This window comes from Flaviflexus ciconiae, from assembly GCF_003971195.1.
Classification (GTDB): domain Bacteria; phylum Actinomycetota; class Actinomycetes; order Actinomycetales; family Actinomycetaceae; genus Flaviflexus; species Flaviflexus ciconiae.
The window spans coordinates 1,735,831-1,749,216 of the sequence record NZ_CP034593.1 but is presented as its reverse complement, the minus strand read 5'-3'; the positions used below and the strand labels follow the sequence as shown (position 1 = coordinate 1,749,216).

14 protein-coding genes are annotated in these 13,386 nt (G+C 61.5%); 13 read left to right on the top strand and 1 reads right to left on the bottom strand.

The features are described from left to right. Positions 1–5: 5 nt before the first annotated feature. Positions 6–548 (top strand): DUF1648 domain-containing protein, encoded by a 543-nt coding sequence (locus tag EJ997_RS07695; protein ID WP_126704036.1) that lies wholly within the window; start codon positions 6–8, stop codon positions 546–548. A gap of 321 nt (positions 549–869) precedes the next feature. On the opposite strand, the gene EJ997_RS07690 is transcribed toward EJ997_RS07695, so the two are convergent. Further along, positions 870–1,370, bottom strand: a complete 501-nt coding sequence (locus EJ997_RS07690) for an inorganic diphosphatase (RefSeq protein ID WP_126705000.1) — start codon at positions 1,368–1,370, stop codon at positions 870–872. Positions 1,371–1,438: 68 nt separating this feature from the next. On the opposite strand from EJ997_RS07690, the gene dacB reads away from it, so the two are divergent. From dacB to EJ997_RS07630, 12 genes are all read left to right on the top strand, one after another. Next, the gene (gene dacB / locus EJ997_RS07685; RefSeq protein WP_126704035.1) at positions 1,439–2,818 is read left to right on the top strand and encodes a D-alanyl-D-alanine carboxypeptidase/D-alanyl-D-alanine endopeptidase; all 1,380 of its coding nucleotides are present in this window, start codon (positions 1,439–1,441) and stop codon (positions 2,816–2,818) included. Continuing rightward, complete coding sequence (locus tag EJ997_RS07680) at positions 2,808–3,743, top strand: zinc-dependent metalloprotease (RefSeq protein WP_126704034.1); 936 nt, start codon at positions 2,808–2,810, stop codon at positions 3,741–3,743. The genes dacB and EJ997_RS07680 overlap by 11 nt, the downstream gene beginning before the upstream one ends. Next, entirely contained in the window at positions 3,719–4,738 is a 1,020-nt protein-coding gene (gene tilS / locus EJ997_RS07675) for a tRNA lysidine(34) synthetase TilS (RefSeq protein ID WP_126704033.1), read from the top strand. Before EJ997_RS07680 ends, tilS begins: the two co-directional genes overlap by 25 nt. A gap of 36 nt (positions 4,739–4,774) precedes the next feature. Next, entirely contained in the window at positions 4,775–5,329 is a 555-nt protein-coding gene (hpt, locus tag EJ997_RS07670; RefSeq protein WP_228201426.1) for a hypoxanthine phosphoribosyltransferase, read from the top strand. Next, a complete protein-coding gene (gene ftsH, locus EJ997_RS07665; RefSeq protein WP_323052605.1) occupies positions 5,313–7,628 on the top strand; it encodes an ATP-dependent zinc metalloprotease FtsH in 2,316 nt (771 codons plus the stop codon). The genes hpt and ftsH overlap by 17 nt, the downstream gene beginning before the upstream one ends. Further along, entirely contained in the window at positions 7,625–8,191 is a 567-nt protein-coding gene (gene folE / locus EJ997_RS07660) for a GTP cyclohydrolase I FolE (RefSeq protein WP_126704032.1), read from the top strand. The genes ftsH and folE overlap by 4 nt, the downstream gene beginning before the upstream one ends. Positions 8,192–8,199: 8 nt before the next feature. Further along, positions 8,200–8,970 (top strand): dihydropteroate synthase, encoded by a 771-nt coding sequence (gene folP, locus EJ997_RS07655; protein WP_126704031.1) that lies wholly within the window; start codon positions 8,200–8,202, stop codon positions 8,968–8,970. Then, the gene (gene folK / locus EJ997_RS07650; protein WP_164719879.1) at positions 8,963–9,820 is read left to right on the top strand and encodes a 2-amino-4-hydroxy-6-hydroxymethyldihydropteridine diphosphokinase; all 858 of its coding nucleotides are present in this window, start codon (positions 8,963–8,965) and stop codon (positions 9,818–9,820) included. The genes folP and folK overlap by 8 nt, the downstream gene beginning before the upstream one ends. Next, positions 9,784–10,278, top strand: a complete 495-nt coding sequence (locus EJ997_RS07645) for a DUF3180 domain-containing protein (RefSeq protein WP_126704029.1) — start codon at positions 9,784–9,786, stop codon at positions 10,276–10,278. The genes folK and EJ997_RS07645 overlap by 37 nt, the downstream gene beginning before the upstream one ends. 186 nt (positions 10,279–10,464) lie before the next feature. Further along, complete coding sequence (locus tag EJ997_RS07640) at positions 10,465–10,950, top strand: PH domain-containing protein (RefSeq protein WP_126704028.1); 486 nt, start codon at positions 10,465–10,467, stop codon at positions 10,948–10,950. Positions 10,951–10,952: 2 nt separating this feature from the next. Beyond that, the gene (locus EJ997_RS07635; protein WP_126704027.1) at positions 10,953–12,506 is read left to right on the top strand and encodes a PH domain-containing protein; all 1,554 of its coding nucleotides are present in this window, start codon (positions 10,953–10,955) and stop codon (positions 12,504–12,506) included. Beyond that, on the top strand, positions 12,503–13,360 hold the full coding sequence (locus EJ997_RS07630) for a Rossmann-like and DUF2520 domain-containing protein (RefSeq protein WP_126704026.1): 858 nt from the start codon (positions 12,503–12,505) through the stop codon (positions 13,358–13,360). Before EJ997_RS07635 ends, EJ997_RS07630 begins: the two co-directional genes overlap by 4 nt. Positions 13,361–13,386 lie beyond the last annotated feature (26 nt).

Here is a 13,386-nt window from a genome sequence, read left to right as displayed (position 1 = left end):
ACCCAATGGAGGAGAGTCGGATCGAATCGCAGGGAGCGGGGCGCCGCGGGATGAAGCCGGTGGATCGGATTCTGTTTGTGCTCGCCGTGTTGAGCGTTCTTGCTTCCCTTGCCTATACGGCAACGATCTATTCGGACCTGCCGGATCGGATACCGACGCACTTTGGGCTATCAGGGGACGCTGATGCTTGGGGTGGCAAGTCCTCAATCTGGGTTGTTCCTGCCATCATGATGGCACTCATCGCTCTTCTCTATCCCGTTGCAGTGTTTAACACGAAGGCGACGGATGTTGGTGGAGAGCCCGTACCTGAGCCGGTCCGGTTCCAGATCGTGAGCCATATGCGCAGAATGCTTGCCCTGATCGCTATCTGCCTTTCGCTACTCTCGTGGGATGCTGTGTTCACCGTGTCGCAGGCGCACGCGTTGCAGTGGCCCACCGCAGTTATCACCATCAGCCTGCTCGTCATTTGCGTCGTGTACACCGTGAAGATGTTGTCCGTCGGGTCCGCCGCCAAGAAGTCAACGAAGAACCCGCCCGGGGTTTCCTAGAAAAACGGAGCCGCATCAGCGCCTTCGGGGCCGCTTAAGAGCTAGTTGTCGTGGTCTTGTCCGTGCCGTTGACCAGGTGGTCCGCATTGACCTTTGGATGATACGAATGCACTGGGTGACAGGGATAGCCGTGGGCGACGGGTAAGAACTGTGCCGAAGAATCGAAACAAAAGTTGAGGGGACGGTTCGTCATTGAACCGTCCCCTCGGACATTATCAAGCAGAATTGCTTGGCTCGAGCGCCACCGCTTGCGACGGGCACTGGCGCTTAGTCTTGTGCGTGCCAGTACTGAGCTACGGCAGTGCTCGTCGCGTAGCCGTATCAGTGCTCGTCGTAGTAGCCCTGGTCGATGGCACGCTGGTAGGAGGCCCTGATTTCCTCTTCGGCGGCTGCGCGGTCAACCCAGTGAGCGCCTTCGACGGACTTGCCGGGCTCGAGGTCCTTGTAAACCTCGAAGAAGTGCTGGATCTCCAGGCGGTGGAACTCGGACACATCATCGATGTCGACACGCCACGACGCACGCTGGTCGCCCGCCGGGACACAAAGGACCTTGTCGTCGCCGCCCGCTTCGTCTTTCATACGGAACATGCCGAGAGCGCGGCACCGAATGACACAGCCCGGGAACGTCGGTTCCTCAAGAAGGACGAGGGCGTCGAGCGGGTCGCCGTCCTCACCCAGGGTGTCATCGATAAAGCCATAGTCATCGGGGTAGCGGGTCGCGGTGAACAGCATGCGGTCGAGGCGAATGCGTCCCGTCTTGTGGTCGACTTCGTACTTGTTCCGGTTGCCCTTCGGAATCTCGATGGTGACATCGAACTCCAGCATGGCGCCTCCTTCGGCTACGGGTTCCTTGTGTGGTGAACGGTGAACGAACGTGACAGACTAATGTCGTGAAGGCACGATCGCAGGCAGGTATTGTTGCTGTCTTGATACTACTCGGTGGATACGTCATTGCGGATGCAGTTGATATCGCACCGGGTGTCTTGACCGCAGCGGACAAGCCGTTAGAACCACGAGCCTACCCTGAAGTTGCCAGTTATGAGGTAATTGACGCAGACGTTCCCCAAAATGATTCGGGACAGAAACTTTCCGCCGAACGAATCGAACAAATCGCCCAGGCATTGGCCAGCGATCCCCGAAATACTGGCTCCACGTCATTCGTTGTCCGCGACCTCGACGGCAATGTCGTGTACGACATGTCCGGATCGACCGGACGTCTCCCAGCATCGAGCATCAAAATTCTCACTGCCTCCGCAGCCCTCTACGAGCTGAGCCCCACCGCAACTCTTCCCACAACAACCGTGCTTTCTGGGGACCGCCTATTCCTTGTCGGTGGTGGCGATATTTACCTGTCACCAGAAGAGGGGGATTCCGACTCGATCGTCGGGCACGCTGGCCTTGCCGACCTTGCCGACCAGACCGCAGAAGACCTCGCGGAGCGGGGAACCTCCTCCGTGGTGCTCACCGTCGACTCGAGCGCGTTTGCCGGGGCCGATTATCACGAGAATGTTCAGGGAACGGACCGCGTTTTTATCATGCCGATGAGGCCGATCGCGGTGGACGGTGGTGCCCTTGACGGCACCTACGTGGCAAACCCCGATATCTATGCGGCCGAGGTCTTTGCTGAGCTGCTGACCGAGCGCGGTATTACTGTCACGTCCGTGACAACGGGGTCCGCGCCGGAGATCACCGACGACAACACTTCCGGTGTTGTCTACTCGGCTCCCGTCCGCGAGCTCGTTGACTACATGCTGACCATGTCAGATAACTCTCTAGCCGAGGTTCTCGGCCACCTCGTGGCAGCAGAACGCGGCCTGGTTCCCGACTTCGACGGCTCGGCCCGCGGAGTCTACGAGTCTCTCGTTGAGCAGGGCTTCTCCACCACCGGGGTAACGATCTCGGACACGGCCGGCCTGTCGATCGATAACCGGGTGACCGGCCTGCTGCTCACGGAGGTGCTCACCCACGCCGGCTCCTGCAGCGGCTGCGAGATCGCATCCGTCCCGCACGGACTGCCTATCTCGGGTTTCAACGGAACGCTTGCCAGCAGGTTCGAGGGCATGACGAGCGAGGGTCTGGTGCGAGCCAAGACAGGTACCCTGATTAAAGCGAACTCCCTGTCGGGTTACTTCACGACAGGTGAGGGCGAGACGCTCGCCTTTTCCATACTTATTGACGACATCGAATCCGGAACCACAGGAATTGTTCGTCCCGCAATGGACGAAGCTATTGATCTTCTGGTGACGGGAGGGGAAGAGAATGCCGGTTGATCCGACAGTTGCCTACCGCCGAGTGCGCCAGCTTTCCGGGAGCGGCCCCACGATTACTCCCGCACGTGCACGGGCGGTTGCGACCGGACTCCGCAGAGCGGCCGCGGTAGCACCCGGGATTGTTGCCACCCAAACGGGCCTCCATCATCTTCTCGAGGACGTTGAGTCAAAGCCCGTCTCCGTTCTTGCTCGGCCGGGATGGGCGCAGGCCGCTGCCCTGTCCGTCTCGCCGTTCCTGGACTCCCTGGTTGGGGAGAAGAAGATTCAGTCCCGGATAGCTTCCGAAGAACTGGCCGCGGCTCTCGCTGTCATGGCTCCGCGGATCCTTGGCCAGTACGACCCGTTTGCTCTCACAGCCCTGCCCGGGCAGGGGCTTCCCATCGAAGGCAGGCTCCTTCTCGTTGCACCGAATATTTGGGATTTCTCCAGCGAATGGAATCTTGACAGCAGGGATATCCAGCTTTTTGTTTGCGTTCACGAGTTCACTCACGCCTTCCAGTTCACGGCCGCGCCCTGGCTGAAGGATGTTCTGATCGCCAAGGTGCGGATCGCCATGGACTCAATCGAAGATTCGTTCTCCGCGGACGCGCTCTCCGAGCTCCTGGCAATCATGTCGATCCTGGAAGGTCATGCCGAGTACGTCATGAACACCGTGCCGATCGCACGCATTCCATCACGGAAGCGGATCACCGCCGCCATTAAGGCGCGCCGGGGCTCTGGCGGTCAGCTCGCTCAGGCGCTGAAAAAGCTTCTTGGCTTTGACCTGAAGCTTGACCAATACAGCGAGGGCGAAGGTTTCGTGAAGGCGATTATTTCCTCTCATGGTCATGAGGGATTCAACACGCTGTGGACCAACCCCGGCTACCTGCCCGGCCCCGACGAGATCAAGGACCCGCAGTCGTGGATCGACCGCGTGCTGTCCTAGCAGCGCGCCAGGCAGTTCGCGCCGTCCTCACCACCGTCCCCGCCGGCTCACGCATGATCGTTGCCTGCTCTGGAGGATCCGACTCCCTGGCCCTCGCCCTGGCACTCGCAGCGGAAGCACCGCGGGCCGCAATCATTCCCTCACTCCTCACCGTGGATCACGGAATCCTGCCCGGCTCCGCCGGGCGAGCTGAACAGCTCGTGGAAAGAATGTCGCAGTACCTGCCATCCCGCTCCGTCAGAATCGACGCCGGGGGCGAGGATGGCCCCGAGGGCAGCGCCCGCGCCGCACGCTACCGAGCGCTCGCCGAAGAAGCACGAAGATTTGGCAACCCCTCCCGGGGCCCCGCCTTGGTTCTGCTGGGGCACACGATGGACGACCAGGCAGAAACTGTTCTCATGGGACTCGGCAGGGGAAGTGGCCCCCGCTCGATCGCCGGCATGCGTCCCGTTGGTCTTCTTCCCGGCACCGAGGACGTTCCAGCTGCTCGGCCGCTCCTTGGCCTGACCCGCGAGGACCTGCAGCAGGCCTGCAGGCAGTGGGGTGAGCAGTGGTGGGATGATCCGAGCAATCGAGCGGAGGGTCCGTGGCGGACCGCGAGCGGTGAACCGCTCCGCCGGGCCGCGATCCGGGACTATGTGCTCCCCGAACTGTCAGCGGCCCTGGGTCAAGACGTGAGAGAGCCGCTCGCACGCACGGCTGAACTCCTGCGCGAGGACCTGGACTATCTCGACAAGGTAGCGGAGGAGGCACTGGAGGATTGCCGGGACGGCGATGAATTACTTCTGGAAACGTTACGTGGTCAGCCGGTTCCGGTCCGCACCCGCGTGGTGCGCCTGTGGCTCCTCGAGCAGGGGGCCCGAGCCGGTGAGCTGACCAGCACGCACGTACGCGGCGTGACCCGTCTGCTTGAGGCGGAGACCGGTAAGGGAATTGATGTGCCGGGCCTTCGCGCATCGAGAACGAGGCACTCCCTTAAACGCGCCGTGGAGTAGCATGAGGAGCTAGTGGCAAGACACGAAGGGAAAACTGTGGATCAGACGGATATGGGCGAGGATCTCCAGAAGATCCTCATCACCGAGGAGCAAATCGATAGCCGACTGGCGGAATTGGCGGCGCAGATCGATAAGGACTATGAAGGCAAGGACATTCTTGTCGTCGGTGTCTTAAAGGGCGCGGTCATGGTCATGGCTGATCTGGTCCGCAAGATCCACACCCCGCTCACAATGGACTGGATGGCGGTGTCGTCCTACGGATCCGGCACAAAGTCCTCCGGTGTTGTTCGGATCCTTAAGGACCTCGAGACGGACCTGGAAGGCCGTCACGTCCTTATCGTGGAAGACATTATTGACTCGGGGCTCACCCTGTCGTGGCTCAAGTCGAACCTTGAGTCCCGCGGCCCCGCCTCCGTTCAGATCGCGACTCTCCTGCGCAAGCCGGAGGCCGCGACCGTCGACATCCATGTTGAATACGTTGGCTTCGACATCGCCAACGAATTCGTTGTCGGATACGGCCTCGACTATGCGGAGAAGTACCGGAACCTGCCTTTCATCGGCACCCTGGCCCCCCATGTCTATGGCGGATAACCCTCGTAAGCACCGGCGACTCCCGGGCAATCAAGACAAGCCCTGGCAGCAGGACGGAAACCAGCCGGCCCCCGACCAGGATGAACAGGCAGGCAACCGGCCAGGAAATAAGCCGGGCGACAAACCCGGCCGCACCCAGCCGGGTGATCGTAAATCCACGGGTAAGCGCTCCGATGGCAAGAACGGCAAGGGCCAGACTGGAAAGACCCAGGCAGGCAAGGGTCAGACCGGTAAGGGACAGGAGAAGAAGCGTTCCTGGTTCCCGTGGGTCATCATCGCCCTGTTCTTTGCTGCCTCCTACTTCCTCTTCTTCGGAGGAAGCGACTACACGACCGTCACCACCTCCCAGGGCATTGAGATCCTAGAGGAGCAGGACGTTGAACGCGTCGTCATCACCGAAGGCGCCCAAACCGTACGCGTTGACCTTGCGAACGAGATCACGGTCATGGATGAGGAGGGCAACGAACAGGAAGCTGGCGACAAGGTTGCCTTCCAGTACCTCTACGCCCAAGCCGACGACATGGTGTCTCTCGTCGAGGGTGCTGAGCCGGAGAACGGCTACAACTCCCTCGTCCCCCAAGAGTCGATCTGGTCGAGCATGCTCATCATGCTCGTCCCGTTCATCATCATTATCGGCTTGTTCTTCTTCCTCCTACCCAAGATCCAGCAGGGCGGCATGGGAGGCTTCGGCAAGATCCGCTCCCGCGGAGGCGACCTCGACAAGGAAATGCCGGACGTTACCTTCACGGATGTGGCGGGCGCCGACGAGGCGGTCGAAGAACTCGGTGAAATCAAGGAGTTCCTTGAGAACCCCCAAAAGTTCACCGCCATGGGAGCCAAGATCCCCAAGGGCGTTCTGCTCTACGGACCTCCCGGAACCGGCAAAACCCTTCTTGCACGGGCCGTAGCGGGTGAAGCCAAGGTTCCGTTCTTCTCCATCTCCGGCTCCGAATTCGTCGAAATGTTTGTCGGCGTTGGCGCCTCCCGCGTCCGCGACCTTTTCACAAAGGCAAAGCAGTCAGCCCCCGCCATCATCTTCGTCGACGAAATCGACGCCGTTGGTCGTTCCCGCGGTGTCGGTATCGGCGGCGGCAACGATGAACGCGAGCAGACCCTCAACCAGCTCCTGGTGGAGATGGACGGCTTTGACGCCACAACCAACATCATCCTGATCGCGGCCACGAACCGTCCCGACGTTCTCGATCCGGCCCTGCTCCGCCCCGGCCGTTTCGACCGACAGATCTCCGTGGATGCCCCGGATCTTCCCGGACGCACGAAGATCCTCGAAGTCCACGCCGAAGGAAAGCCGATCGAGAAGGACGTTGAGCTCGAGGCAATCGCGCGTCGAACCCCCGGGTTCACCGGTGCCGACCTCGCCAACCTCCTCAACGAGGCGGCGCTGCTCGCGGCACGTCAAAGCCAGAAGAGCATCAACCTCGACGACCTCGACGAGGCAATCGACCGCGTGATTGCGGGACCTCAGCGACGCACCCGGGTCATGAACCCGAACGAGAAGCGGATGACGGCGTACCACGAGGGCGGGCACGCGCTCGCGGCAGCCGCCCTTAATCACACGGATCCAGTCACGAAGGTGACGATCCTGCCGCGCGGACGCGCACTCGGTTACACGATGGTTATGCCCACCGAGGACAAGTACTCGACGTCCCGCAACGAGCTCCTCGACCAGCTGGTCTATGCGCTTGGCGGCCGCGTCGCGGAGGAGCTTGTCTTCCACGACCCGACAACCGGTGCCTCGAATGACATCCAGAAAGCCACGAGCATTGCTCGGAAGATGGTGACCGAATACGGAATGTCCTCCCGCGTCGGTGCCGTCCGGCTTGCCTCCGAGGAATCGGATCCGATGACCCGTGCCGCCGGTGGTGGTGGAACGGAGTACTCGGACCGCATGGCCCACGTTGTTGACCAGGAAGTCCGGGCCCTCATTGACGATGCTCATGACGAATGCTGGAAGCTCATGACGGAAAATCGGCACATTCTGGATGAGCTGGCAGCCCGCCTTCTCGAGAAGGAAACCCTTCTCGAGAAGGAGCTCGCCGAGATTTTCGAGCCGGTTATTAAGGCTCCCGAACGGAAGCTGTGGCTGAGCTCTGACGATCGCCCGTCCGACAATGTTCCGCCCATCGACCACCCGGTGAAGAGCCATTCTGGAGATCATGCCGGTGAGGTGAGGGCCGGTCTGCCGAGCGCTCCAGAAACACAGGGCGAGCCACATGGTGGAGGCGATACGGCCTCGGGTGAGCCCGGTGTTGGTGCACCGGAAGAGACGGAGGAATCGTGACCTTTGATGCGAACGGCGTTGAGCGTGCCATCCGCGACCTTCTTATTGCCATTGGGGAGGACCCCGATCGCGACGGACTGAAGGAGACCCCCGCACGCATGGCCCGTGCCTACGAGGAAATGTTCTCCGGCCTGCACTCGGACCCGACCGAGGTGCTGTCGGCCTCGTTCGATCTCGACTACCAGGAGATGATCCTCGTCAAGGACATCACCGTCTACTCGGTGTGCGAACATCACCTGCTGCCCTTCTACGGCAAGGCCCACATTGGCTACATCCCGGGAGCCGACGGCAAGGTGACCGGGCTGTCCAAGCTTGCTCGCCTCGTTGACGGTTATGCGAAGCGCCCCCAGATCCAAGAGCGTCTCACCTCCGAGGTGGCGGATGCTCTCATGGACCCGCTGGGCGCCAGCGGAGCAATCGTTGTCGTCGAGGCCGAGCACATGTGCATGTCGCTACGCGGTGCCCGCAAACCCGGCTCCCACACGGTCACGTCCGCGGTGCGAGGCACGATGAGGAACGCCGCAACCAGGGCCGAGGCCATGAGCCTCATCATGAGCCGCTAGGAGGGCCCGTGGAAATCCTCGGAATCCTCAACGTCACGCCCGACTCCTTCTCGGACGGCGGGCGGTGGGCCAGCGCCGAGGAGGCCCTGGCCCGGGGCAGACAGCTGGCGGTCGACGGCGCAACAATTATTGACGTTGGCGGAGAATCGACCCGGCCAGGTGCCACTCCCATCACCTCCGATGAAGAATGGGACCGGATTGGTCCCGTTGTCGAGGGGCTGATCGCCGATGGTCTGACGGTGTCGGTCGATACCTACCACGCGGAGACAGCACGCCGGGCGATTGCCGCGGGCGTCCCCATCATCAACGACGTGACGGGTGGCCGGATCGAACCGGAGATCCACACTGTTGTTGCGGGCTCGGAAGCCCAGTACGTTCTGCAACATTCCCGCGGTGGAGCGGTCACAACCAACGACACGGCCGTTTATGACAGCATCATCGATGACGTCGCGCGGGAAATGTCCGTCGCCATTGAGAAAGCCGTTGCAACTGGAATCGATGAGTCGAGACTGATCCTCGATCCGGGACTCGGATTCTCCAAGGTCGGGGAGCAGGACTGGGATGTTCTTGCGGGGCTCGACAGGCTCATGGCGATGTTACCGGGACGCTGGCTTATCGGGCACTCCCGCAAGCGCTTGCTGAGCTCGGTGAGTGACGATCGGGATTTCGCCACCGCGCTTGTTACGTCTCATCTTGTCGGCAGGGTCTGGGGCGTGCGGGTGCACGACGCCAAGTCCAATGCCGCAGCTCTTACTGTCGCGAGGAGATTCCATGGCTGAGCTATATCTTCCCGGAGGGGAACTGTCCGACCGTATCGCCCTCACCGGACTGAAGGTCAGGGGATTCCACGGCGTCTTTGAGCACGAGCGGGAGAACGGTCAGGACTTCATCATAGATGTCGTCCTCCACACCTCCATGCACCGCACCCCCTACGGCGATGATCTTGCGCAGACCATTAACTATGCGGAGGTCGCCGACAAGGTTGTGGAGATCGTTTCGGGGGAGCCCCTCAACCTCATCGAAACGCTCGCCGAACGAATCGCGGATGCTGCCCTGCAGTTCGGTGCCCTCGCGGCCGACGTCACCGTGCATAAGCCACAGGCGCCAATCGAGCATTCCTTTGCGGATGTGGATGTGACGGTCCGCAGGCTCTCGAAGCTCCTGCAGCCGCCCAAGCCCGCCGCCGAAGTCGTTGTCGGCATCGGATCGAATATGGATGATCCGGTCACCCAGGTGGAGATTGGGGCAGGCAAGCTCGCCAAGGTCCTCGAGTATGAGCGGATGTCCCGCAGGCGCGTCACCGCCGCTGAGGTTATGCCGGGGCAACCCTCGCAACCGAATTACATCAACGCGGTCATGGTGGGCTATACGACGCTGTCGCCGCTGGCACTGTTGAGAGAGCTCCAGCGGATTGAGGATGAGCAGGGCAGGGTCCGCGAAGAACGCTGGGGCCCGCGCACACTCGACCTCGACCTCGTCTCCTACAAGGTTGCTGGCAAGGAGATCACCTCGGACGACCCGAACCTGACGCTACCTCACCCCCGCGCCCACGAACGGAGTTTCGTTCTGGAACCCTGGGCAGAGGTTGATCCGTGGGGCATGCTGAGCGGGAAGCCGGTCCGGAGATGACGTCAGCGAAGCAGATGGTGGGATGGCTTGTGCTCAGCCTTCTCATTGGCTTCGTTGGCGCCGCCGCCTGGATCCGCTCGACCGTTCCACTTGTTGCCATCCCCGATTTCACGTGGACAATTCCGCTTGTTTTGGCGGTCGGTGTCCTGGTGTCGGCGTGGCCAGTGAAGGCCATGGCGGACGGTAAGAAGCGGACAATGAATCCGCTAACGGCCGCGCGAATCGCGGTCTTCTGCCAGGCGTCCTCCCGCGGCGGCATGATCCTCGCCGGAATCTGCCTCGGTGCCTGGTTCGCGTTTAGCGGCGAAAACGCCGTGTTCCTGAACGAGCAGGCCTCCGCTGCCCTCTGGGCGGGGGTGGCTTCGTTGGTTCTTGCGGGAGCGGGCTGGCTCGGCGAATGGTGGTGCTCGATCGACGACGATGACGACGACGCTCCCGCGGCGGCGCAGGGCGCCTAGTTCGTCTGCCGCAACGCCCGATATCTCCGTCACCGCAACTCCTGTCCGGTGATCCAAGCCACTGATTCAAGCCGGTGCGAGAATCCAGCCGGGCAGGTTCCCTACCGGGTTAGCGATCTCGGTCAGTTATTGATCCCACGGCCGCCCAGTCTGCGTACCTACCCGGTGCTCGAGTACGCTTTATTTATGATCATGTCGCCGCTAGCCCCCGGAATTTCATTCGTTGGGATCTCGCGGGATCAAGCGAAAATACGCGGACTTATTGCAGTTATCTGCCTCCTTCCGCTCCTCGCGCTCCTCATTGTTTCCATTGCCCTGTGGGATCTCCTCTGGGTCACTATTGCCGTGGCCGTTGCGCTCGTCATCGGGCTCTTCATCATGTTTGTCCAGGTCCGTGCGGTCTTCTACACCGGCTACCATGAAACCGATGAGGAACTGCTCGTGTGCCGGGGGATTCTTTTCCGGAAGCTCGACGTCGTGCCATACGGCCGCATGCAGGAGGTGACGGTCGAGGACGGTCCTCTTATGAGGCACTATGGCCTTGCGAAGATCACGATGGAAACAGCATCCTCGACGACTGACACGTCGATTCCGGGTGTGCGACGGGATGAGGCGGACCGCCTGCGCAGGCGCCTCACGGAGCTGGGCTCCACCAAGATGGAAGGGCTGTAGCCATGGGAACGGTCCCCTTCGACGAACCTGACCCTGCACATTTCGAAGCGGCTACGGCGGCGAATCCTGAGCAGGCGGCCGATCTGATCCCGGAGGACCAGTGGAAGCGCTTCCACTGGGCTACGCCCCTGTTCTCACTGTGGAAGGTGTGGGCCGCCCTCGTTGCCTTCGCGCTGTCGATCTTGGTCCAGGCCCTTGATACTGGGGTCTCGGAAATCCTGGAGACCCTGACGGGAATAAGCAGGACAACGGTTCTCATCATCATTGCGGTCCTCGTTGGCCTATCGCTTCTTGTTGTTCTGGTGGCCTGGGTTTTCTGGCGCAAACAGCGCTACGTTCTTGCCCCTTCAGGAATTCACTATCGTTCGGGCATTATCTCCGGCACGCATCGCCACGTGCGGTGGGATCGCATCCAGTCCGTGGAGATCAAGCAGGGAATCATTCCCCGGATTGTTGGACTCGGAGCAATCGTCATCGACTCCGCCTCCACCAGCGGAGACGATCTTTCCCTTGGCTTGCTGAAGATGAACGAGATACAGCGGCTACGCGGGGAGATTCTGCGGATTGCCACGGCAGCTCGAACCGGGCAAGAGTTCCAGGTTGAGGACCGCGACCTGCCGAACCTGTACGACCCTGACGACGCTTACCAGGGAGAGAAGCCGTTCTATCGGCTCCCCACCAAGGTGCTCCTCGGCTCGATGCTCCGGTCCGGGACAGTTCTGGGCATCATCGGCGGTATTGCCATCATCCTCATTCCCGTTTTCCTCTTTGATGAGTCCTTCTCCATCGGCATCATTGTTGCCCTCGGTGGTGCCGTGGCGGTGGGATGGGGCCAGTTCAACCTCAACCACGGCCTCCAGCTGTTCCTCACAGCCGATGGGATCCGGGTGAGACGCGGCCTGACCACAACAACGACGCAGACAATCCCGCCCAGGCGGATCCACGCCGTTAAGGTCAGTCAGTTCCTGCTGTGGCGCGGGAAAGACTGGTGGCAGGTGGAGGTACTGGTCGCCGGCTCGATCTCCAAGGATTCCGACAATGCAAGTACGATGCTCATGCGGAGCGTGATCATGCCCGTGGGCACACGCGCCGAGGCCCTTGATCTGCTGTGGACGATCGTTCCCGATATCGGTGTGGACAACCTGCAAGAGTTTTTCGACGATGCGCTCGTCGGCAAGGGCCCGTCTGCTTTCTTCGTGGCGCCGCCCAGGAAATCGAGGTGGCTAGATCCGCTTCGTCGTAAGCGGAACGGTATTGCCCTCACGAGAACCGTGGCGGTCCTTCGCGACGGCTGGGCTAGCCGGAGCATGACAGTGGCGTTCCACGGCCACTGGCAGGGACTGAAAGCCACCCAGGGCCCCATCCAGCGAAAGCTGGGCCTGGCAACGTGCCGGCTGTCGCTCGTGTCCGGCACGATCCACTGGGAGGGTAAGAACTTTGGTTTGACGCAGGTGCATGGCCTCCTTGAAGAAGAACGCAACATTGGCTTGGAAGCCCGCGCCCGCAACGACAGGGAATCAATTGACCAGTGGGCGGAAAGAGTGGGAGTTTCGTGAAACTCGGAATCGGCATTATCTCCGCAGGTAAAGTCGGCGCTGTCCTTGGGGCCGCGCTCGGCAGAGCCGGACACACGCTGGTCGCGGCCCACGCGCGTTCCGAAGAGTCGATTGACCGGGCCGAAATGCTTCTCCCGGGAGTTCCCCTCCAAGACGTGGAAGAGATCGTCCGCACCTGCGAACTGGTTCTCCTTGCGGTGCCCGACAGCGAGCTCCCCGGCATTGTTTCCGGGCTGGCGAAGATGAAGGCATGGCAAAGCGGGCAGCTGCTCGTTCACACCGCAGGTAGCGTCGGAACCGAGGTCCTCGAGCCCGCCACCTCGCTCGGAGCACTGGGCCTTGCCATCCACCCCGCCATGACCTTCACCGGAACCTCCCTTGATCTGGCACGGCTGGTGGGATGTCCGTTTGGGGTATCCGGTCCGGCAACGATCCTCCCCATTGCGCATGCCCTCGTGAGCGAGATGGAGGGGGTTCCCGTTGAGGTCGATAACGACAAGAGGGGCCTCTACCACGCGGCACTTGCTCATGGCGGCAACCACCTCGTCACCGTTGTCACCCAGGCGATGCGGCTCCTCGAGGACGTGGGGATCACCGATCCCGGTACCTTCCTCTCACCGCTCGCAACGGCCAGCCTCGATGGGGCACTGCGGTCGGGCGAAGCCCTCCTGACCGGCCCAATCGTACGCGGGGACGGCGTTACTCTCGAGAAGCACCTCGAGGTCCTTGCCGACCATCCGCAAACCCAAGAGTCATACCGCGCGCTCGCGCTAGCCACCACCGAGCGCGCCCTGGCCCGCATGAAAATCAGCGAAACAAAGGCAGCAGAACTCCGCAAGATCCTCGGCGACTAAATACCCGTGGTACCCCTGAAACGTGG